Source organism: Caballeronia sp. RCC_10, from assembly GCF_041360715.1.
Classification (GTDB): Bacteria; Pseudomonadota; Gammaproteobacteria; order Burkholderiales; family Burkholderiaceae; genus Caballeronia; species Caballeronia grimmiae.
The window spans coordinates 1-20,315 of sequence record NZ_JBFUPT010000011.1 but is presented as its reverse complement, the minus strand read 5'-3'; the positions used below and the strand labels follow the sequence as shown (position 1 = coordinate 20,315).

The window sequence follows — 20,315 nt, the reverse complement described above, 5'->3', positions numbered from 1 at the left end:
CCCTGGCTCAAGTTTCCAAACATCGACATGAACAGCCCGCGAGCGCTGATGCGCGCTTGCTGGATCGTTCCGGTGATCTTTGGCATTTATTCGATCGCTCAGGGTGCAGATTCGAACTGGGACCTTCGCAACTATCACCTTTACAACGCCTACGCGTTTCTCCACGGCAGACTATCGATCGATCTGGCTCCCGCTGGCATGCAGAGCTATTTCAATCCGCTGCTGGACGTACCCTACTATGCAATGGCGATGCATCTGCCGGCGTTGCTGGTCGGTTTCATCATGGGCGTGCTTCACGGCCTGAACTTCGTTCTGCTTCTCGGCATCTGCCGGCTTACGCTTACCGGCCTTCCGGAATCGGCTCGTTATCGCACGCCATTCTGGCTTGCTCTCGCTGGTTGTTTGACGGCGAATTTCCTCTCTGCAATCGGTAACAGCATGGGCGACAACACGACGTCGCTCATCACCCTCGGCGCGGTGCTGATCGTGCTCAAAAGCTGGCCGCGCCTCGCGCAGGCCGACGTAAGAGTGCATACCGCTCTGTTTCTCGCAGGTCTGATGTCCGGCGCGGGAGCCGGGCTAAAACTGACGACGGTCGTTTATTCCGTGGCGCTGTGCGGCGGTCTCTTGTTCGCGCCGCTGACGGTCGCCGCGCGCCTGCGCTGCGCCTTCGTGTTCGGACTCGGCGTGCTCGCCGGCCTCGCGGCTACTGGCGGCTTCTGGTTCGTTGAACTCTGGCATCGGTATGGCAATCCGCTCTATCCGCAATTCAGTTCCGTTTTTCCGAGTCCGCTGACGTCGCCTGTTTCGATCGTCGATACGCAGTGGCTACCAAAAAGCGTATGGGAAGCGCTGGTCTATCCGTTCGTCTTCTCGATCAACCCGCGCAGGGTCGGCCAAGCCCGCCTCCACCAGGTCATCTGGGCCGTCGCGTACGTGTGCTTCTGGTCCTGGGTCGTGTTCTGCGCGCTAAAGGCGTCTCGCCGCGCCGAGCGTGCGCCGTTGCCTGCGCGTGGTCGTTACGTCATCGCTTACGTTGCCATTGGATTCGTTACATGGATGAAGATTTTCAGCATCCAGCGATATCTGGTCGCGGTCGAAGTCTGCCTGCCACTTGTGATTTATCTCTTGCTGACGCAAAGGCTCGCGTATGAACGCGCGGTGCGGATCAGCAAGCGAATACTCGTCGCGTGCTCGATACTCGTAGTGGCTGGCGGCGCACATTCCTGGGGGCACGACGCATGGGCCAGGAAGATGTTTGCGATCGATCTACCGCCCCTCGAGACGCCCGACACGACGACGGTCCTGCTGACCGCGGGCGATCCGCCGCTTGGCTGGATGGTGCCTTTGTTTCCGCAGTCTCTTGCTTTTGCGACCATCCAATCCGCTTTTCCGCAGGCGCGGCCGGCGTTCGATGACAAAGTGCATGAAATGGCACGCTCGCGTGGCGGGCCGGTCTATGCGCTGATCCCTGGTTATTGGGACAAGGACAAGTACGATGCAGCGCGTAACGCGCGGGAACTTTCTGCCGCTGGAACCGTGCTCGCGGACTATGCCTTCTCGCTCGATGCCGCCTCGTGCGTTTTATATAAGGCGCACATCGGTGCGGGTACGTATCCGTATCAGTGGTGCCGTGTGGCGAGCACGAGGAACGGCGCGCTTCGACCGGGGCATTAAAATACCGGTTTCATCGCAACACCATCGCATCATGAAACGCTTCGCAGCCTTATGCCTCACGGCCTGGTCGGCCGCCGCGCTGCTGTACTTCGGGCGGCATTCGGCTGCCTTCATCGTGCTGTCGGGCGTGCTCGTGCTGGCGGGCTTCGATCTGCTGCGGCCCGATTCGAAGAGAGCGCGTAGGCCCCGCTAGCTTCTAAGCACGGCAACCACGCAAACTTGCTTCGGACAGCTTGCGTTGAAGATCAACGCCGCCTCGGCGCCGATTCCCAGTTGATATCGACGCACAACACCTGCAAGCCAAACGGCGTCTGCGCCGCGATCGACGCCGTCACGCACAAGTGCGCTTCATTGATCGACAGATACGGCGCGGTCAGATGCACGCGCCCCGGCGAACGCAGCGCCTCAATGAAGTATGGCCGGCGTTCCCAGCTCGCGCCTTCCGAATGCAGCAGTGGACTAAAGCGCTTCGCGCGCTGCGACGTCCGCACGACCGGCACGACGTTATCGCCGATCTGCCGGCCCGCGTGATCGAGCAGGAAGCAGCGCGCCGTATCGGCGAGTTGCAGCAGTTCGCTCGTCGCGGAAGTCAGCGTTTCGCCTTCCATCAGCCTGACCGACGCACGCTCGAGCCCGCTCACGTACGGCTCGAGACGCGTCGCTTGTGCGCGCTCGCGGGCCACGACGCGTTCGCGCGACGCCGCCGACAGCGCATCCATCGTGCTCGCCGCGACTTGCGGATGCACCGCGTCGACGCTCGGCTGCGCAAAGTACGCGCCCTGCACGAAATCGACGTTGCATTCGAGCGCGATCAACGCGTCGCGCTCGGTCGTGAGGCCGCCCATCAGCACGAGTTGCCCCGATTCATGCAGCAGCGACACGAGCCGCGGCAGCACGCGCTCGATATGCGAATGCTCGGTCGCTTGCTGAAGGATGCAGCGGTCGAGCGTCACGATGTCGGGCCGCAAATGCCATACGCGATCGATGTTCGAATGCTTGACGCCGAAGCCATCGAGCGCGATCAGGAAGCCGGACTTGCGCAGCGAATCGACGATCGCCGTGAACCGCGCCGTCTCGCCGCCGGCCTGTTCGGGCACTTCGAGCACGACGCGCTGCGGCGGCAAGCCGATGTCCTTCAGCGCGGCGAGCAGCGCATCGCCGTAGCTCGTGTCCATCAGCGCGGCGGGATGAAGGCTCAGAAAAAGCCATTCGTCGTGGCTGTCGAACGCGTTGAAGTTGCCCAGATGGAGCGACTCGGCGAGCCGCCCGAGTTCGAGCAGATCGCCGCGCCGCGCCGCCTGCGTGAAAACCTCGTGCGACGGCACATGGCGATGCGTATCGTCGCGCGCGCGCAGCGACGCGTGATAGCCGATCGCCCGCCTGTGCGACACGGAGAACACCGGCTGAAACACGCTGAAGACCGTGTATTCGCCGTACAGCACGGTGCGACGCGAGCCGTCGTCGCCGGCGACAGGGCGCGGCGGCTGGAAGCGGGGAGGGTCGATATCAACCATGCTCATGGTCTGGGCGCGCGGGAACCGGCTTATTGGGATAGAGGGAGTTTACAAGATCGGGCGTCCGACCGTTCGAGCAAAAATCATGCGAATGCACGAAGCGGTGCGTGGGGTGGATAAGCGATGAATCAAGCATCATGCGAGCGTCGCGTCGCGGTGCGAATGGCACCGGCGCGGTGCGGCGCGCACATCGGAATGGCGGATGCACGCGAGGCTCCGGTACGGCACGCATTCAATTCGACTCCGACGGGTCCGGCTTCCTCGATGTCCCGCGCACTTCCGGCGCGAGTTGGCCGAAGATCCAGGCGGTCGCCGCCGTGATCACGCCGACGCAAAGGAAGGTCGCGTGAAACGCGGGCAGCGAGTTCGTCTCCGTGACGCGGGGCAGAAGCCCGGTAAACGTCGACAGGATCGCGCCGGCGACCGTCACGCCAAGGCTCATCGACAGCATCTGCACGAGCGAAAACAGGCTGTTGCCGCTGCTCGCGCCCCCGGTGCCGAGGTCTTTGAGCGTCAGCGTGTTCATCGCGGTGAACTGCATCGAATTCACGGCGCCGAACACGGCCAGTCGCACGAGGCGCAGCCAAAGCGGCTGATGCGCGCTCGTCAGCGCGAAGCTCGCCATCATCAGGCCGACGAGCACCGTGTTCACCACCAGCACCGGCCGATAACCGTACCGTTCGATCAGCCGCGTCACGAGTCGCTTGCTCAGCATGCCGGCGGCAGCGACGGGCAGCATCATCATGCCGGCTTCGAATGCCGAATAGCCAAGGCTGACTTGCAGCAGCAGCGGAATCAGATAAGGCATCGCGCCGCTGCCGATGCGCGCGAAGAGATTGCCCAGCAAGCCGACGCTGAACGTGTGAATCTTGAAGAGATCGAGCGAGAAAATGGGCTGCGCGGCGCGCGTCGCGTGCAGTCCATAGGCGATGAAGCAGCCGAAGCTCAGAATCAGCAGCACGAGCACGATCGCGTGTTGCAGGCCGAGATCGGCGAGGCCATCGAGCGAGATCGTCAGCGCGACCATGCCGACCGCGAGCAGCAGATAGCCCGCGAGATCGAAGCGCGGCGTCGCGGGATTGCGGCTGTCGGGCATATACAGATTCGTCGCGATGCAGCCGATCACACCCACCGGCACGTTGATCAGAAAGATCCAGTGCCACGACGCGATCTGCACGAGCCAGCCGCCGAGCGTCGGTCCGATGAGCGGCCCGATCAGCCCAGGAATCGCGACGAACGCGAGCGCGGACAGATACCGTTCCGCCGGAAACACGCGCAGCACGGCGAGCCGTCCGACCGGCAGCAGCATCGCACCGCCGATGCCCTGCACGACGCGATACGCGACCAGCGCCTGCAGCGATTGCGCCTTCGCGCACAACAGCGAGCCGATGGTGAACACGAGAATCGCGCTGAAGAACACGCGCTTCGTGCCGAGCTTGTCCGCGAGCCAGCCGGATACGGGAATCATCATCGCCATGGTGAGCGAGTAGGCGATCACGACGCCCTGCATGCGCAGCGGCGCTTCACCGAGACTTCTGGCCATCGCGGGCAGCGCGGTATTGACGATGGTCGAATCGAGCGTCTGCATGAAGAAGCCCGTCGCGACGAGCCACAGCATGATGGAGAGCGATCGGTCGTCGGGCTGCGCTGTGGCGGTATCGGTCATGAGCGGGGCGGCGTTATTTGCGCAGTTCGGCCACGAAGTCGTAATACTCGTTGCGACAGTAGGTATCGGTGAGCTCGATGGCGCGCTGGTCGGCGGTATAGCCGACGCGCGTAATCAGCAACAGCGCGTCGTGCGGCGCGATGCCCATTTGCTCAGCAATCTCCGGGCTCGCGTTCACGGCGCGGAAATGCTGGAGCGCGCGGACGATCGACAGGCCGTGTGCATCGAGATAACTGTAGAGCGAGTCGCCGATGGAAAGCGGATCGGGAACGAGCGAGGCGGGGAAGGTGGAGTTCTCGACGGCCATGACGGTGTCGTCGGCGAGACGCAGGCGCTTGAGGCGCGCGACGGCGGCGGCGGGCGACAGTCCAAGCTGAATGACCTCTTCGCGATTGGCCGGTTCGATGGTGCGCGAGAGCCACTTCGAACTTGGCTGGAAACCGCGCCGCCGGAGCATCTCCGAGAAGCTCGACAGGCGCGAGAGCGGGTCCTCGTAGCGTGGCCGGATGAAGCTGCCTGCACCCTGTTCGCGGCGAATGAGCCCTTGTTCGACGAGCAGCGCGATGGCCTTTCTCGACGTGATCCGCGATACCCCGAGCGCCTCGGACAGCACGCGTTCGGACGGCAACGCTTCGCCGGCGTGCCAGCGGTTGTCGTGAATGGCGTTGGCGAGCTTGCGGGCGAGTTGAAGATAAAGCGGCGTGTCGCTGTCCGGGTCCGGGCGCAAGTCGCGCCAGCGGTCTTCCGAGGTCGAGTTCATAAATCGGACGCTGTGGGCTAAGCGGGGATTTTAAGACAAACGGTGGAGGCAAAGGGGCGGGCGATTGCGTCGTTTGTCGATGAATGCGTGGGGGAGACGCATGGGACAAGAGGCTGGCGCATCTTGTGATGCTTCAGCAAATAGTGACGCGACTGGAGAATCGAGACGCTCTGCGGAAGCCGACCGAATGTTCGTCAACCGAGGAAGACATCGCCGGTTGTTTCGATGCCTGCCTGCAAGAAGTACCTTGACGATGCCGCTCTCATTGCGCATGCGCCCGGCGTGATTTCGCCAGCGCGCGACAGCGGCATCAGCGGGAGGTGTCGGCTAGAGCGACGAAGATGCCGTCAAGCCGTCGCCGCCCCACCCACGCCCCGGCCACCCCGCACATAAAGCGCAACCGACAACGCCACCGCCGCCGCAGCAGCGACCGCCGCGAACAGAAACACCGATCCATACCCGAACTCGCCCGCCACATACCCCGCGAGCGGCCCGGTCAAGCCGAGCGACAAATCGAGGAACACGGAATACGCCGACAGCGCCGCGCCCCGGCTCGCGGGCGGCACGAGGCCAACCGCTTCCACGCCCAGCGCCGGGAATACGAGCGCGAAGCCGCATCCCGTCAACGCCGCCCCTGCGAGCGCAAACGTCGGGTCCGCCGAAAGCCAGAGCATCAACAGCCCTGCGCATTCGAGCGCGAAGGAGACGATCGCCACGCGGAATCCCCCGTAAGCCTTGATCGTGTTGGCGAACAAAAGCCGCGCGCCGACGAACGTCGTGCCGAACACCGTCAGCGACAGCGCCGCGTTCGGCCAGTGATGCGCCGCATAGAACAGCGTGATGAAGGTGGCGATCGATCCGAAGCCCGCCGATCCCAGCGCAAGGCCGAATCCATACGGCAGCACGCGGAAGAACACGCTGCGATACGACATCCGTTCGCCATGCACGACCGGAACGCTCGCCATACGCGTCGCGAGCCAGTAACCGAGCGCGCCGAGCGCGATCACGATCAGCGCGAGCGCACCGAAGCCCAGCGAATGATCGATAGCGACGCCGAGCGGCGCACCGATCGCCAGCGCGCCGTACGTGGCGATCCCGTTCCACGAGATCACCTTCGCGTTGTTCGCGACGCCCACGCGCCCAATGCCCCACGTGATCGATCCCGTTCCGACCCAGCTTTCCCCGAAGCCGAGCACGAGCCGCGCGATGACCAGCAGCACGAGGCTCACCGCATGCCATTGCGCCGCGAGCGCGGAGCCGAGCAGCAGCACGCCGCTTGCCGCGCACGCCGCCAGCCCGTAAAGCACGGTCTTCTTCGGCCCGAGCGTGTCGGCGGTGCGGCCTGCCAGCGGCCGCGAGACGAGCGTCGCGAAGTACTGGACGCTGATCGCCGCGCCGGCCATCACCGATCCATAGCCGAGGTCGGTATGCACGAAGCCGGGCAACACGGCGAGCGGGATGCCGATCGTCAGGTAGCAGAGGAACGTGTACAGCACGACCGAGACGATGCGAAGCGTCACAGCCAGATCGCTTTGCGGGGCGGCCGCAGTGCGGGAGTCGGAGGACATAGGGAAAGTGCGGGGTTGAATTCGGCGGGAAGGCATGATTCTCCCATATGTTGCGGTGCAGCGTCGCGGCCGTTTTGTAACCGGATAGTCCAAACTGGCGATGCGGTCGATCGTTCGCTTTCCGCCTCTTCGTTGCCGGACAAGGCTTTCGGGACTTATCGCGACGCCAATATGTCGTTCATGCAATGTCGGCTATGGGTCGCGGATTTTGGCAGTGATAGGTTTCAAACCATCGAGGCGGTACGACACGTCTGAAAATGTGTCCACCGACCTCACCGCCACCGGCTGCGCACCCCGCGCAACCAGCAAGCCGCATGAAGCCCCGCGAGACACGATTCCATGAGCGAGCCCATCCGTTTCTATCATCGCAACGCCATCCGCGAAATCAGCGGCGCGTCGACGACGCGCACCGTCCTGCAATACCTGCGCGAAGACGCGCGCTGCACCGGCACGAAGGAAGGCTGCGCCGAAGGCGATTGCGGCGCGTGTACGGTCGTCGTCGGCGAGCCGGACGGCGCGGGCGGCGTCGCATTGAAGGCGGTGAACGCGTGCGTGCAGTTCCTGCCGACGCTCGATGGCCGCGCGCTCTTCACCGTCGAAGACCTGCGCCAGCCGGACGGCTCGCTGCATCCGGTGCAGCAGGCGCTCGTCGATTGCCACGGCTCGCAATGCGGCTTCTGCACGCCGGGCTTCGCCATGTCGATGTTCGCGCTCTACGAGAAGCACGGCCACGCGAGCGCGAGTTGCGCGCACAAGCCGCCGCCGTCGCGTCAGGAAATCAGCGACGCGCTGACCGGCAATCTGTGCCGCTGCACCGGGTATCGCCCGATCATCGATGCCGCCGAGCGCATGTTCGATCACGCGCCGCTCGCGCCGCTCAACAAGGAATCGCTGGCAAAGACGCTCGCTACGCTTCAGCGCGACGACACGTTCCACTACGAGCACGCCGGCCGCGAGTTCGACGCCCCGCGCACCCTCGAAGCCCTCGCGAAGCTCAAGGCCGGGAAGCCGAACGCGCACCTGCTCGCGGGCAGCACGGACGTCGGCCTGTGGGTGACGAAGCAATTGCGCGATCTCGGCGATGTCATCTACATCGGCCAGATCGAGGCGATGAAGCGCGTCGAGACGACGGATGAGTGGATTGAAATCGGCGCGGGCGTGACGGTCGAGCGCGCGTATGCCGAACTCGTGAAGACGTATCCGGAACTCGAGGAAATGTGGCTGCGCTTCGCGTCGCTGCCGATTCGCAACGCGGGCACGCTCGGCGGCAACGTGGCGAACGGCTCGCCCATCGGCGATTCGATGCCCGGACTCATCGCGCTGAACGCGCGCGTCGTGTTGGCGAGCATCGACGGGACGCGCGAGATGCCGCTCGAAGACCTCTACATTGCCTATCAGAAGAAGGACATGGCGGAGCACGAATTCATCGCCGCGATCCGGGTGCCGACGCGCACAGGCAAGCGTGCGAACCTGCGCTTTCGGACCTACAAGCTCTCGAAGCGCTTCGATTCCGACATCTCCGCCGTCTGCGCCGCGTTCGCCTATATCGCCGATGGCGATGTGATCCGCGAGCCGCGCATCGCGTTCGGCGGCATGGCGGCGACGCCGAAGCGCGCCGCGCGCACCGAAGCCGCGCTCGCCGACGTCCAATGGCACGAAGCGACCGCGCAAGCCGCGATGCGCGCGCTCGCCGACGACTACGCGCCGCTCACCGACATGCGCGCGTCGAGCGGCTATCGGCTGGATACGGCGAAGAGCCTGCTGTACCGCTTCTGGCTGGAGACGCGCCCGCACGATCCCCTCGCGAAATCGAAGCTGGATGTGCGCGCGATCGAACTCGTCGAAGTGAAGTGAGGATATCGAAATGAATCAGCAAGCCGAAGCCTTTCTCGCCGAAGCGCAATCCGCCGCCGATGCCGCCGACGATTTCAAGCAGGTCCACGTATCGCGTCCGCACGAGTCGGCGCATCTGCATGTCAGCGGTCGCGCGAGTTATACCGACGACATCCCGCTCGTCGCGGGCACGCTGCACGCCGCGCTTGGCCTGAGCCCGAAGCCGCACGCGAAGATCGTTTCGATGAACCTCGACGCCGTGCGGGCGACGCCTGGCGTCGTCGCCGCCTTCACCGCCGACGATATCCCCGGCGTCAACGATTGCGGCCCGATCATCCATGACGATCCGGTTCTCGCGCCGGGCGTCGTGCAATACGTCGGCCAGCCGATGTTCATCGTCGTCGCGAATTCGCACGATACGGCGCGCCTCGCGGCGCGTCGCGCGGATATCGCGTTCGAGGACTTGCCCGCGGTGCTCACCGCCGAGGACGCGCGGCGCGCGCAATCGTATGTGCTCAATCCGCTGAAGCTCTCGCGCGGCGATGCGCGCGGCACGATGTCGAAAGCCATGCATCACGAACGCGGCGCGATGAAGCTCGGCGGACAGGAGCAGTTCTATCTCGAAGGGCAGATTGCATACGCGGTGCCGAAGGACGACGACGGCATGCACGTCTATTGCTCGACGCAGCATCCGACGGAGATGCAGCATCTCGTCGCGCACGTGCTCGGCGTGCAGTCGCATAACGTGCTCGTCGAGTGCCGGCGAATGGGCGGCGGCTTCGGCGGCAAGGAATCGCAGTCGGGGTTGTTCGCGTGCTGCGCGTCGCTGGCGGCGTGGAAGCTGTCGTGCCCGGTCAAACTGCGCCCCGATCGCGACGACGACATGATGATCACCGGCAAGCGCCACGACTTCGTGTACGACTTCGAGGTCGGCTATGACGATGACGGCGTGATCGAGGGCGTCGCTGTCGACATGACTTCGCGCTGCGGCTTCTCCGCCGATCTGTCGGGCCCGGTGATGACGCGCGCCGTCTGTCACTTCGACAACGCGTACTGGCTGCCTCACGTGGCGATCGAAGGATATTGCGGCAAGACGAACACGCAGTCGAATACCGCGTTTCGCGGCTTCGGCGGCCCGCAGGGCGCGTTCGGGATCGAGTACATCATCGACAACATCGCGCGTTCGGTTGGCCGCGATTCGCTCGATGTGCGCCTCGCCAATCTCTATGGCAAGACGGAGAACAATCGCACGCCGTATGGACAGACGGTCGAAGACAACGTGCTGCAGGATCTCATCGGCGAGCTTGCGGCGACGAGCGAGTATCGACGCCGGCGCGAAGCCGTGCGCGAGTTCAACGCGAACAACGAGATTCTCAAGAAGGGCCTCGCGCTCACGCCGGTGAAGTTCGGCATCGCGTTCAACGTGACGCACTTCAATCAGGCCGGCGCGCTGGTGCATATCTATACCGATGGCTCGATCCTCGTGAATCACGGCGGCACGGAGATGGGGCAGGGCCTCAACACGAAGGTCGCGCAAGTGGTGGCGCATGAGTTGGGCATCGACTTCGGCCGCGTGCGCGTGACGGCGACCGATACGAGCAAGGTGGCAAATACTTCGGCGACGGCGGCATCGACGGGAACGGACCTCAACGGCAAGGCCGCGCAGGATGCGGCGCGTCAGTTGCGCGAGCGGCTCGCGTCGTTCGCGGCGGAGAAGTTCGGCGGCGGCGCGGTATCGGCGGCGGAGGTGCGCTTCGCGAACGATCGCGTGATCGTCGGCGATGACGCAATTCCGTTCGGCGAAGTCGTCGCCAAGGCGTATCTGGCGCGCGTGCAGTTGTGGTCCGATGGCTTCTACGCGACGCCCAAGCTGCACTGGGATCAGGCGACGATGCAGGGCCGCCCGTTCTTCTACTACTCGTATGGCGCGGCGGTGTCGGAAGTGGTAATCGACACGCTGACTGGCGAGATGCGCGTGCTGCGCGCGGATGCGTTGCACGACGTGGGGGCATCGCTGAATCCGGCGCTGGACATCGGGCAAGTGGAGGGCGCGTTCGTGCAGGGCATGGGCTGGCTCACGACGGAGGAACTCTGGTGGAACGATAACGGCAAGCTGATGACGCACGCGCCGTCCACGTACAAGATTCCGACGGTGAACGACATGCCCGCCGACTTCCGCGTGTCGCTGTTCAACAACCGGAATGCGGAGGACAGCATTCATCGCTCGAAGGCGGTTGGCGAGCCGCCGCTTCTTCTGCCGTTTTCGGTGTTCTTCGCGATTCGCGATGCGGTCTCGGCTGTAGGCGATCACAAGGTGAATCCGCCGTTGAACGCGCCGGCCACCGCGGAGGAGATTCTTCGCGCGGTGAATGCGGTGAGGAGCGCGCGGTCATGATGCACGTCGTCTTGTTCGGCGCGGGCCACGTCGGCCATGCGCTTGCCAACGTGCTCGGGATGCTGCCGTGCGTCGTCCAATGGGTCGATGCGCGCGACGAGCTGTTCCCCGACGAGGTTCCTGCAAACGTGCAGATCGAAGCGACGGATGCGCCAGAGGCTATCGTCGACGAAGCGCCTGCCGGGGCGTATTTCATCGTGATGACGCACGATCATTCGCTCGACTTCGCGCTGACGCAGCGGATCATGCGGCGTCGGGACTTCGCTTACTTTGGGCTGATCGGGTCGAAGACGAAGCGCGTGAAGTTCGAGCGGAGACTGGTCGAACGTGGATTGGCGCCGGAGCGGTTGCAGGAGATGACGTGTCCGATCGGAGTCGAAGGAATCGCCGATAAAGCGCCGCCGTCGATCGCGCTGGCGGTGGCGGCGGAGGTGTTGCGGGTGCGGGAGGCTGTGCGCGCATCAGTGACGATGCGCGCGGTCGCGTAGGAATTTGCGCTTTCGTCGAGCGATGTGGCCTCAACCCGCCACATCCCCCACCCGATACCTCCCCGGCGCGACCCCATACACCTCCTTGAACCGCTTCGAAAAAGCCGCTTCCGACTGATACCCCACCTCAGCCGCAACATCCGCGATGCTCTTCGTCGTGCGCGCGAGCATCGTGCTTGCAAGCTGCATCCGCACATGACTCAGCAGCGCGAGCGGCGATGTATCCGAATGCGCCGAGAACGCGCGCATGAACGTGGCGCGCGACATCGCCGCTTCCTTCGCCAGCATCTCGACGGTCCACGGTTCGGCGGGGCGTTCGAGCATCGCAATCACCGATGCGCCCAATCGCCGGTTCGCCAGCAGCCCGAGCACGCCCGCGAGCGTCGGCTGCCCAGCGAGCCACGCGCGAAGCAGCATCGTGAAAAGCGCAGTGGAAAGCGCCGCCACGATCGACGGTGCGCCAAGTCCGGCTTCCTCCGCTTCGCGCCGCATCGCGCCGACGAGCGGCGCAAGATAAGGCGCCGAATCGCTCGTGAACGATACGTGCACGACATCGGGCAATACATCGATCAACAGCGCGCGCGGCGCATACAGAAAGCGTCCGCATAGCAGATCCAGCGAAGCCGCCTGCTCGCCGCAATTGCTTCGCACGGTGACCGCGCCGTTGTCGCGCGCCTGCATCGGGCCGGAACCGGCGTGCGCGTTTGCATCGATGGAAAGCACGTGCGCATCGCCGCGAGGCAGAAACAGGATATCGCCCGCCTCCAGCGCGACCGGCGCATGACCCTCGCGCAACACCCGGCATGCGCCGCTCAACACCACGTGATAAACCGCTTCGCCAGGGGGCGCGGACGCATGGTCGAGCTCCAGCGGGCCGCTCAGCAGACAGCGCAAATCGAGCGCGCCCGAAAGATGCGCCAGTTGAATCAAACGGTCGAGAGCGTCCATATCGTCACCGCGATGTCATTTTGAACCCGCGCTCGCCCAATCCTCGGCGACAACGGCCTTCCTGTTCGTCAGCGAATCCGACACGCGCGACATCAACGCGCGCAGCCACGCGATATCCGTCGATTCATCCGGCTGCGGCTGCGAGAGCTGATAACACTTGATGCGCGGGAACGGCACCGGCGAATCGAGCACGGCGAGCGGCAGCATCGCCGCATAATGCTGCGCGAACCGGCGCGGCGCGGTGAAGATCAGGTCCGACTGGAGCAGCACTTGCGGCACGAGCCCGAAGTACGGAATGGTCGTGACGATGCGACGCCGGATGCCCGCCCGCGCCAGGCCGATATCGATCGGATGACGCTTCGCGCCGCTATACGGCGTCGGCGCGAGATGCGCCGCGAGCGCATAACGTTCGACAGTCAGCGGCTCGCGCGCAAGCGGATGATTCGCGCGCATCAGGCAGACGAAGACATCGGCGAAAAGGTCGTGGCGTTCGAAACGCGGTTCGGGCTTCGTCCAGTTCGCGACCATCAGATCGATCTCGCCTTCGTCGAGCGCGCGCTCGTGATCGCGCATCGGGTTCAGCGATTCGATCTCCAGCCGCGCATTCGGCGCGGCCTCGCGGAACGCGGCGACGAGCGTCGGCATGAAGAAATCGTTCAGATAATCCGGCGCGGCGATGCGAAAGGTGCGGCGGGAACTGGCGGCATCGAAATCGCCGTGTGGCGTCGCGACGAACTCGACCTCGCGCAACGCGCGCTGCGCCGGAGCGAGCAGCGCCTCGCCGTATTCGGTCGGCACCATGCCCTGCTTGCCGCGCACGAGGATCGGATCGCCCAGAATCTCGCGCAGACGGCGCAGCGCGGTGCTGATCGCCGGCTGCGTCTGATTCAGCCGCTGCGCGGTTTGCGTGACGCTGCGCTCCAGCAGCAGCGTGCGCAACACGCGGATGAGCCAGATGTCGAGGGAATCGGCGGGATCGTTCATGACTTAGGGCAAGAGACCGGAAAGCGCGGCGCGCGCATCGTCATCACGCGCGCCACGCCGCAACCGAAGTTAACCGCGTTCCGATTTTTGACGCCATAGCGCACGCCCTATGCGCGGCATCGGCCGATTGCGTCGCTCGGCGCGCCCTATGCCCCGATTTCGGCCGCGTTGCCGAAGTCCGCTTCCTTCGGCGCCATCGGCAGATTGCTGATGCGCTTCACTTCGGCGGCGTCGAGCCAGTTCGGCGAACGTGCGACGTACAGCACCATCGGCAACGTGTCTTCGCCCCAGAAAATCTGGTCGTTGACGATGAACGTCGGCACGCCGAACACGCCCATCGCGACGGCGCGGTCGTTGTTGTCGCGCAGCTTCGCCTTGAGGTCTTCATCGTCGATGCACGATTCCGCCTCCGGCATGCCGACGTGCGCGCACAGCGCGTGAAAGCCTTCCGGCGTCGACGGATCGCGGCCTTCGCGCCAGATGAAGCGGAAGATGTTGCGCACGACGGTGATATCGCCGTCCGCGAGCACCGCGAGCCGCAGCGCCTTGGCCGGATCGAACGGATGCGCGGGCGGCATCCGGAACGGAATGCCCAATTGTTCGGCGCGAAAGAGCGCGTGCCGGTACGTGAAGACGCGCTTCGACGGAATGGTCGCGGCGTGCGGCTGCTTCCAGCGGTCGAGCAGCGTGAGCAACTGCACGGGCACGAACTCAAACGGCATGTCGGGCCACTTCTCGTGTTGCTCGAGAAGCAGGTAAGAGAACGGCGAGATGAAATCGAAGAAAAAGTACGGCCGACCGTCAGCGGTCGAATGCGGGGCACTCATGTCGTTTCTCCTTGCTTTTTGCGCGCCTGGCGCTGGCCTCGTCGCCTGTTGCCGCTCATCGCCGCTCATCGTCCGATCGTGCGGGTGTCGCGAGCTTCGGCCAGCTTCGTCAGGCGCGGGCGTCGTGTCCTGCATTCTTCGTGGCCAAAAAAGCGCCGCGTGTCCTTCCGGCCGCGTGCACTTTCCACGGCCGAATGATTCGATATTACGTGCTGCCTTGCTCCGTGTCTGCACGCGACGCAGCCCTCGACGCGGCGAGGCGCTCGCGCGGCGGGTCCGCATCGGCATCCGCATCCGCATCGCTCGCGGCGATGGCTGCGTGCGCGAGCCGTGCCCGCACGAAGCCGATGTGTTCCCGCAGCACATAGAACTGATCGGCGAACGCGAGCGGCATCTTCATCCGGTTGACCGCCGATTCGATCGCGTCGATGCGGTCGAGCAGGGCGTCGCGCTGCGCGGTGTCGGGGCCGCTGATCGCTTCCCGTTCGATTGCAATCAGCGCGCCATACCAGCGATAGATGCGCGATTTGACGCGCCACCGGTAGAGACCCGGCACGAGCCGCAGCGCCGGAATCAGCACGACGATCAGCGGCACCAGCACGACCAGCACGCGGTCCGCGAGGCTCGCGACCCAGAACGGCAGCGTGCGATACAGGAAACTCTTGCCCGACTTGTAATAACGCTCGGCGTTGTCGCTGATGCGGAATTCGTGGACGAGCGGCGCGGGAAACTCGTTCGCCCGTTGCAGCAAGCCCGCGCGGCTGTGGACCTCGCGTGCGGCCTCGATCAGCAGGTCCGACAGCGCGGGATGCAGACTGTCGCGCGCAACCAGTTCGGCGGTCGGTGCGACCATGTGAACCGGATGCGGCGGCAGGTTGGCTGCGAGATCGAACGCGCCCATCGGCAGTTCGATTTCGGTCAGGTACGGGAAGCGGCGCGCGTAGGCATCGGCCTGGGAGAAATCCATGAAGCGGATGCCGGACGTGCGCAGGAGCTTGGCCATCGTCGGCGGCTGGGCGGAATCGCCGGTGAGGAAGACGGCGTCGATCTGGCCGTCTTCCAGCGCCTTGGCGGCCGTGTCGCCGGCGAGCGGCAGCAGCGGCGTATCGCCGCCCGGCTGAATGCCGTTCGCCTTCAGCAGCGTCAGCGCGAGCAGCCGCGTGCCGCTGCCCTCCGCGCCGATCGCGAGGCGCTTGCCTTTCAGTTCCGATAATCGCGATACCGGCGCACCGCGATAAAACACCGCAAGCGGCACATACGACACGCTGCCGAGCGACTCGAGATCGTCGTGCGTGGCGCCCGGCTTCGTCATGCCGCCCTGCACGAAAGCCACATCGATGCCGGATTTCGGATCGGAGAGCCGCGTGAGGTTGTCGAACGAGCCTTGGGTTTCGATCACGTTGAGCGTGACGCGGTTGCGCGCGAGGATCGCCTTGTACTTCTGCGCACTGTTCCAGAACGAACTGCCCTTGGGACCGGCGGCGATGGTCAGCGCGCTCGGCGGCGCGGGCTGAATCAGGCGCACGGCGAAGTACAGCGCGACGATGCTCACGAGGACGATCGGGCCGAAAGTCATCGCCAGGTCGCGCCAGGAGATCGCGACGAAGCGCGCAACGATCTTCGGTTGCGGTTTGCGGCGGGAGCTGGAAGTGGCGTCGGACGCTGCGGGTTCCTTGTGCGCGTCGGGCTGGGTCATATCAGTGCTTCGAGTCGATTTGTGCCGAGAGCTTACCCGAAGGAGCGACACGGGCGTTTCGTGCATCGCGGGTCAGCCGAATGTGTCACGCGTGTGGACGCGCCCGGCGCTTTGTCCACCTTGTTGCGTGCGGCCGCTGCCGGCGCGCGCCGCGTCGTTAAAAGCTTTGCGCTAACGGCCGCGCTGGGCTAAATTGACGTTCGCCGCCGTACGATGAGAATCACCCGTCCGAAACCCGATAGTTGGGCTGTCAGGACATGCGCCGCATCGCTGGCGCAGATGCGCATCGAGCATGCGCCGTGCGGCTGGACATTCATAGACGAGCCGAGGGCCATCGAGCCCGACCGATCGGCCGAATTCGTTTCTTCGCCAGCCTCTCGCAGCACGGCATCACAGCATCGCGGCTTCTTCGCCGTGCAACCGTCAGCCGATCGGCATCGACGATTCGCGCGGCCACGATCGCCCGATGCCGTCGCCTCTTCCCGGGCGATGCGATCCGGTTTGATGTGCAAACGAGCGAAGTAGCAACTGTGCGAAGTCAACAAGCGAAACAAAAGGAGAAACCATGAAAGTTGTCGATCTGTTGAAGGCTCTGGGCGTCGTGGTCTGTGTGGCGGTGGCGTCGAGCGCCTATGCCCAGTCGAGCGATGCGGCGGCCACCACGAGCACCGAAGCCAGCGCACCGACCAAGGCGCAAAAATCCGCGACCAAGAAGACCGACCGCTCGCTCGGCTATGCCGTGCGCCGCGCGTTGTCGAAAGCGCAAGGCTTCGACGTGTCGAATGTGTACGTCCGTGCGCGCAGCGGTGCGGTCACGCTGACGGGCACGGTGCCGGAAGGCGCGCAGATCGCGCAGGCGGAAGAAGTCGCGAAGGGCGTGTCGGGCGTAACGTCGGTGTCGAACAAGCTCTCGCTGAGCGCGCAGAACGGCGGGAAATAAGCGGCGTATTCCGGCGGGCAGCCGCCGGGAAATGTCGAGCGGGCTCCGGTTTGTCGCCGGGGCCCGTTTTCGTTTGTGCTTGCGGGTTTCGTTATCGTTCGATGGATGCCGCCGCTCAACGCGCGACCGCGGATGCCGCCTCGGCCGCCGATGCCGCGACGGGGGTGGCGGTCGCCGCTGCCTGCGCCTGGCGCTTGGTTTCGGCTGCGGCATCCGATGCCTGAATCGCCGTGGCGGCCGCGGCGGGCGCCTGCACGACGATTGGCGTCGGCGTGAGCTCGGGCGAAGTCAGCACCAGCGAGGGTGCGAGCGGCTTGCTCTCGACTTGGTCGGCCGCGACGGGCGAACTGCGCGGCACCGTCTTCAGATAGTGGCCCATCAGGTTGAAGAAACGGTCGTAGAACTTCCCCGCCGGCACCGTTTCACTCGAAATCTTGACCATTGCGTCGCTATTGGAGCGGATCGGCAGCGAAAGCGAGCCGAGTACGCTCAGGCCGACACTCGCCGACGTGTCGCTTTTCTTGAGCGCGTAGCCGTCCTGCACGGCGTTGACGTAGGCAATGCTCTGGTTCGCGGTGTTCTCGCCGGGCGTGCAGACCACGTGAAAAGACACCACGGCGTGCGTGTCGGCGTTCGGCTGAAAATTCTTGGTGGCGTCGACGGTATCGGGCTGAGCCATCGTCGTGAGGAAGCCTTGCGACAGCAGCGCGCGGCGGGCGGCTTCGCAGGTTTCCTTCACAGTGGCGTCGAAGTTATGCGCGTAGGGACTCACGCCAGAACTGAACAACTCCTGCTGATAGCTCGGGGCGGTGGCGGCGCGACCGCCGCAGGCAGCGAGGGCGAGAAGAGCGAGGGAGACAACGGCGAGGCGCAACGACGAGATAGGCATGGGCGGCGGCAAAAACGAAATGTGTGGCAACGCAGACACAAATTGTAGTGCGTCGGACCGTCCGATGAAAAAGCGGAATCCGAAATCGTCGTGAAATCCGTGGCTTACAGCGAGGTCACTGGCGCGACCGTACTGGAAGGGCGTTAGGGCGACGTTGCGGAGAGCGAAAAAGCCCGGCGCGCGAGCCGGGCTTCGCTGGCGGCAACCGCCTGTCGACTTACGGGCGATCGTAGATGCCTGTATTGACGATGCCAGCCGCGCGACCCGATGCCGACGCGCCTTCCCCCGCACCGCCGAAAGACGATTCCGCGACGCCTTGCTGCGCGTTCGCGCGAGCCTGGGCAGCCTGGATGTTGGCGGGGTAGGTCGCGCGGTCGCTTGCCGGGTTGTAGCCGCGCTCGGGCGGGAACAATCGACTTGACATGATGACTCTCCGTATTCCGATTCGCTGGAACGTTGCAGGCGGGAGGATGTCTCTCCACTGGTTCCTCGTGGAGAACAGTGTAGGCCAGTCGCAGCTCAGTACTAACCCTGATACGACCAAATCAGTTTTGTCGGATCGACATTATTCAGGTCAATCTGAAGCGGCCGTTAGATTGAAATTGACTTCACGCGCGCCTCCGCCCTCAGGGCATCAACCAGCGTCGTCTTTATATGAACGCCTCCCGTTTGCGACGGTTTTTCGTGTGTTTTGACTTCGACAGGATGGGTTACAGCTTTATATCCGGGCTTTTTGCAGCCGAATTCGCTGCGGCCCACAATGAAATCCGCTGACTCGTACCTTATTTCTCCCGCGAGCTCGAAGCTCCGAAAACGAATCAGGTTTGGCGAGTCCCGGTCCGACCTGTTTTGTCATTACATACGATTGCCAGCGCAACCTGTTGACGTGTCATCCTGTAAAAGTTGATGTTTCCTCTACTCAGAGCCGAGTTGTTAAACCGGTTTTACGCTTACGTAGTCCCTTTCGTACTGCCTGTCGTGAGCGAGGATGGCCCAGATTATCCGAGCCATCCTGTTTGCCTGTGCCACGACTACCACATTCATCGGTCGCCGTTTTTTGATTTCCCGCACCCATGCACCTGGGTCCTTCGAGCGACACAGCACGCTTCGGGCACCGTGAATTAGAAGCTTGCGTAGATACATATCGCCTCGCTTGCTGATTCCCATTAACTGGATCTTGCCGCCCGTGCCTTTCTGCCTTGGTACTAGCCCAATCCAGGCAGCGAACTCCCGGCCGGATTTGAACGACTTCGCGTCACCCATGGTCGCGACAGTCGCTGTTGCTGTCAGCAGGCCGACACCCGGTATTGAAGCGATAGCCTTGCATGCCTTGTCCTCTTTCATCCATGTCTGTAGACGCCGTTCGATCTGGGCAATCTGTTTATCCAATTCCGCCAGACCGATCCATTGCTCCCGCAGCGAATCGATCAGGATAGACGGCAGACGGTCACACAACCGTCCGAGTACGGCTGGAATCGTTTTATCCAGCGCTGCTCGGCCCGTGGCCATCACTTCACCGTATTCGGTTAGCAAGCCGCGCAGGCTGTTGGTCTGCATCGTGCGAAACTTCACCAACTGCTCGCGCATCCGGTGTAGCCCAAGCACGGCCTGTTGGGCTTCAGTCTTTACCACGACTGACTTACTCGCATGCTGCACCGCTAACCAAATGGCTTTTGCATCAGCTGCATCATTTTTGTTACCTATTACGAACGCCTTGACGAACTGCCCAGGCATCAGTTTGACCTGATGATCCATTGCCATAAGCCTGCGTGCCCAGTGCTGGGAGCCTCCACAGGCTTCCATCCCAATCAGACACGGGGCCAGATTCGCGAAGTGCTCCAGAAACGCCGCTCGTTTCACTGGCTTGTTCACAACTTCGGCCGTGTCTGCGTCGATGTAATGGAGTTGCATCACGTTCTTTGCAATGTCAATTCCCACAGTCGTAAGCTTCATCTTGGAGTGACCTGCCTGATTTCTCCGGACCGTTTCAATCTTGAAGAACGGCCTTGGCTGCTTCAATTGAACAATACCGCTGCTTGAACTCGTTGGGTGTTAGATAGGCTAAGCTCGAATGCGGTCGAATGGCATTGTAGTGGCGCCGCCATTGCTCGATTACGACCTTGGCTTCGA

18 protein-coding genes are annotated in these 20,315 nt (G+C 63.7%); 6 read left to right on the top strand and 12 right to left on the bottom strand.

The window, feature by feature from the left end; translation table 11 throughout:
• Positions 1 to 27 precede the first annotated feature (27 nt).
• Positions 28 to 1,677 (top strand): hypothetical protein, encoded by a 1,650-nt coding sequence (locus AB6804_RS19455; protein WP_370887838.1) that lies wholly within the window; start codon positions 28 to 30, stop codon positions 1,675 to 1,677.
• A gap of 31 nt (positions 1,678 to 1,708) precedes the next feature.
• Positions 1,709 to 1,870 (top strand): hypothetical protein, encoded by a 162-nt coding sequence (locus AB6804_RS19450; protein ID WP_370887837.1) that lies wholly within the window; start codon positions 1,709 to 1,711, stop codon positions 1,868 to 1,870.
• Between the two features lie 52 nt (positions 1,871 to 1,922).
• Here AB6804_RS19450 and AB6804_RS19445 read toward each other — a convergent pair whose 3' ends face one another.
• The 4 genes from AB6804_RS19445 to AB6804_RS19430 form a co-directional block, all read right to left on the bottom strand.
• Complete coding sequence (locus AB6804_RS19445; protein WP_370887836.1) at positions 1,923 to 3,197, bottom strand: EAL domain-containing protein; 1,275 nt, start codon at positions 3,195 to 3,197, stop codon at positions 1,923 to 1,925.
• Positions 3,198 to 3,423: 226 nt separating this feature from the next.
• Complete coding sequence (gene mdtD / locus AB6804_RS19440; protein WP_370887835.1) at positions 3,424 to 4,857, bottom strand: multidrug transporter subunit MdtD; 1,434 nt, start codon at positions 4,855 to 4,857, stop codon at positions 3,424 to 3,426.
• 13 nt (positions 4,858 to 4,870) lie between these two features.
• Positions 4,871 to 5,617 (bottom strand): GntR family transcriptional regulator, encoded by a 747-nt coding sequence (locus AB6804_RS19435; RefSeq protein WP_370887834.1) that lies wholly within the window; start codon positions 5,615 to 5,617, stop codon positions 4,871 to 4,873.
• A gap of 347 nt (positions 5,618 to 5,964) precedes the next feature.
• Positions 5,965 to 7,185 (bottom strand): MFS transporter, encoded by a 1,221-nt coding sequence (locus AB6804_RS19430; protein ID WP_035967916.1) that lies wholly within the window; start codon positions 7,183 to 7,185, stop codon positions 5,965 to 5,967.
• Between the two features lie 339 nt (positions 7,186 to 7,524).
• Here AB6804_RS19430 and xdhA point away from each other — a divergent pair, with 339 nt between their 5' ends.
• Genes xdhA through xdhC form a run of 3 tightly spaced genes read left to right on the top strand, consistent with a single transcriptional unit; the run spans position 7,525 to position 11,901 of the window.
• Entirely contained in the window at positions 7,525 to 9,039 is a 1,515-nt protein-coding gene (gene xdhA / locus AB6804_RS19425; RefSeq protein WP_370887833.1) for a xanthine dehydrogenase small subunit, read from the top strand.
• 10 nt (positions 9,040 to 9,049) lie between these two features.
• Positions 9,050 to 11,413 carry a xanthine dehydrogenase molybdopterin binding subunit gene (gene xdhB, locus AB6804_RS19420; protein ID WP_370887832.1) on the top strand — a complete coding sequence of 788 codons (2,364 nt, stop codon included), beginning with the start codon at positions 9,050 to 9,052 and terminating at the stop codon, positions 11,411 to 11,413.
• The gene (gene xdhC, locus AB6804_RS19415) at positions 11,410 to 11,901 is read left to right on the top strand and encodes a xanthine dehydrogenase accessory protein XdhC (RefSeq protein ID WP_035967919.1); all 492 of its coding nucleotides are present in this window, start codon (positions 11,410 to 11,412) and stop codon (positions 11,899 to 11,901) included. Before xdhB ends, xdhC begins: the two co-directional genes overlap by 4 nt.
• A gap of 30 nt (positions 11,902 to 11,931) precedes the next feature.
• Here xdhC and AB6804_RS19410 read toward each other — a convergent pair whose 3' ends face one another.
• The 4 genes from AB6804_RS19410 to AB6804_RS19395 form a co-directional block, all read right to left on the bottom strand.
• Positions 11,932 to 12,849, bottom strand: a complete 918-nt coding sequence (locus AB6804_RS19410) for an AraC family transcriptional regulator (RefSeq protein WP_370887831.1) — start codon at positions 12,847 to 12,849, stop codon at positions 11,932 to 11,934.
• Positions 12,850 to 12,864: 15 nt separating this feature from the next.
• Positions 12,865 to 13,833 carry a LysR family transcriptional regulator gene (locus AB6804_RS19405; RefSeq protein ID WP_370887830.1) on the bottom strand — a complete coding sequence of 323 codons (969 nt, stop codon included), beginning with the start codon at positions 13,831 to 13,833 and terminating at the stop codon, positions 12,865 to 12,867.
• Between the two features lie 146 nt (positions 13,834 to 13,979).
• The gene (locus AB6804_RS19400; RefSeq protein ID WP_370887829.1) at positions 13,980 to 14,660 is read right to left on the bottom strand and encodes a 2-hydroxychromene-2-carboxylate isomerase; all 681 of its coding nucleotides are present in this window, start codon (positions 14,658 to 14,660) and stop codon (positions 13,980 to 13,982) included.
• Positions 14,661 to 14,865: 205 nt separating this feature from the next.
• Complete coding sequence (locus AB6804_RS19395) at positions 14,866 to 16,356, bottom strand: TAXI family TRAP transporter solute-binding subunit (RefSeq protein WP_370887828.1); 1,491 nt, start codon at positions 16,354 to 16,356, stop codon at positions 14,866 to 14,868.
• A gap of 565 nt (positions 16,357 to 16,921) precedes the next feature.
• On the opposite strand from AB6804_RS19395, the gene AB6804_RS19390 reads away from it, so the two are divergent.
• Entirely contained in the window at positions 16,922 to 17,296 is a 375-nt protein-coding gene (locus AB6804_RS19390) for a BON domain-containing protein (protein WP_370887827.1), read from the top strand.
• A 115-nt stretch (positions 17,297 to 17,411) separates the two neighbouring features.
• On the opposite strand, the gene AB6804_RS19385 is transcribed toward AB6804_RS19390, so the two are convergent.
• From AB6804_RS19385 to AB6804_RS19370, 4 genes are all read right to left on the bottom strand, one after another.
• The gene (locus tag AB6804_RS19385) at positions 17,412 to 18,185 is read right to left on the bottom strand and encodes a DUF2242 domain-containing protein (protein WP_370887826.1); all 774 of its coding nucleotides are present in this window, start codon (positions 18,183 to 18,185) and stop codon (positions 17,412 to 17,414) included.
• 217 nt (positions 18,186 to 18,402) lie between these two features.
• Positions 18,403 to 18,609, bottom strand: a complete 207-nt coding sequence (locus AB6804_RS19380; protein WP_370887825.1) for a hypothetical protein — start codon at positions 18,607 to 18,609, stop codon at positions 18,403 to 18,405.
• Between the two features lie 509 nt (positions 18,610 to 19,118).
• Complete coding sequence (locus AB6804_RS19375; protein ID WP_370887824.1) at positions 19,119 to 20,138, bottom strand: IS110 family transposase; 1,020 nt, start codon at positions 20,136 to 20,138, stop codon at positions 19,119 to 19,121.
• Between the two features lie 34 nt (positions 20,139 to 20,172).
• The coding region (locus tag AB6804_RS19370; protein ID WP_370887970.1) for an integrase core domain-containing protein at positions 20,173 to 20,315 on the bottom strand (143 nt) is incomplete at its 5' end.

Coding starts and splice junctions, on each gene's coding strand:
- AB6804_RS19455 (WP_370887838.1), top strand. CDS start 28: ATGAACAGCCCGCGAGCGCTGATGCGCGCTTGCTGGATCGTTCCGGTG.
- AB6804_RS19450 (WP_370887837.1), top strand. CDS start 1,709: ATGAAACGCTTCGCAGCCTTATGCCTCACGGCCTGGTCGGCCGCCGCG.
- AB6804_RS19445 (WP_370887836.1), bottom strand. CDS start 3,197: ATGAGCATGGTTGATATCGACCCTCCCCGCTTCCAGCCGCCGCGCCCT.
- mdtD (WP_370887835.1), bottom strand. CDS start 4,857: ATGACCGATACCGCCACAGCGCAGCCCGACGACCGATCGCTCTCCATC.
- AB6804_RS19435 (WP_370887834.1), bottom strand. CDS start 5,617: ATGAACTCGACCTCGGAAGACCGCTGGCGCGACTTGCGCCCGGACCCG.
- AB6804_RS19430 (WP_035967916.1), bottom strand. CDS start 7,185: ATGTCCTCCGACTCCCGCACTGCGGCCGCCCCGCAAAGCGATCTGGCT.
- xdhA (WP_370887833.1), top strand. CDS start 7,525: ATGAGCGAGCCCATCCGTTTCTATCATCGCAACGCCATCCGCGAAATC.
- xdhB (WP_370887832.1), top strand. CDS start 9,050: ATGAATCAGCAAGCCGAAGCCTTTCTCGCCGAAGCGCAATCCGCCGCC.
- xdhC (WP_035967919.1), top strand. CDS start 11,410: ATGATGCACGTCGTCTTGTTCGGCGCGGGCCACGTCGGCCATGCGCTT.
- AB6804_RS19410 (WP_370887831.1), bottom strand. CDS start 12,849: ATGGACGCTCTCGACCGTTTGATTCAACTGGCGCATCTTTCGGGCGCG.
- AB6804_RS19405 (WP_370887830.1), bottom strand. CDS start 13,833: ATGAACGATCCCGCCGATTCCCTCGACATCTGGCTCATCCGCGTGTTG.
- AB6804_RS19400 (WP_370887829.1), bottom strand. CDS start 14,660: ATGAGTGCCCCGCATTCGACCGCTGACGGTCGGCCGTACTTTTTCTTC.
- AB6804_RS19395 (WP_370887828.1), bottom strand. CDS start 16,356: ATGACCCAGCCCGACGCGCACAAGGAACCCGCAGCGTCCGACGCCACT.
- AB6804_RS19390 (WP_370887827.1), top strand. CDS start 16,922: ATGAAAGTTGTCGATCTGTTGAAGGCTCTGGGCGTCGTGGTCTGTGTG.
- AB6804_RS19385 (WP_370887826.1), bottom strand. CDS start 18,185: ATGCCTATCTCGTCGTTGCGCCTCGCCGTTGTCTCCCTCGCTCTTCTC.
- AB6804_RS19380 (WP_370887825.1), bottom strand. CDS start 18,609: ATGTCAAGTCGATTGTTCCCGCCCGAGCGCGGCTACAACCCGGCAAGC.
- AB6804_RS19375 (WP_370887824.1), bottom strand. CDS start 20,138: ATGAAGCTTACGACTGTGGGAATTGACATTGCAAAGAACGTGATGCAA.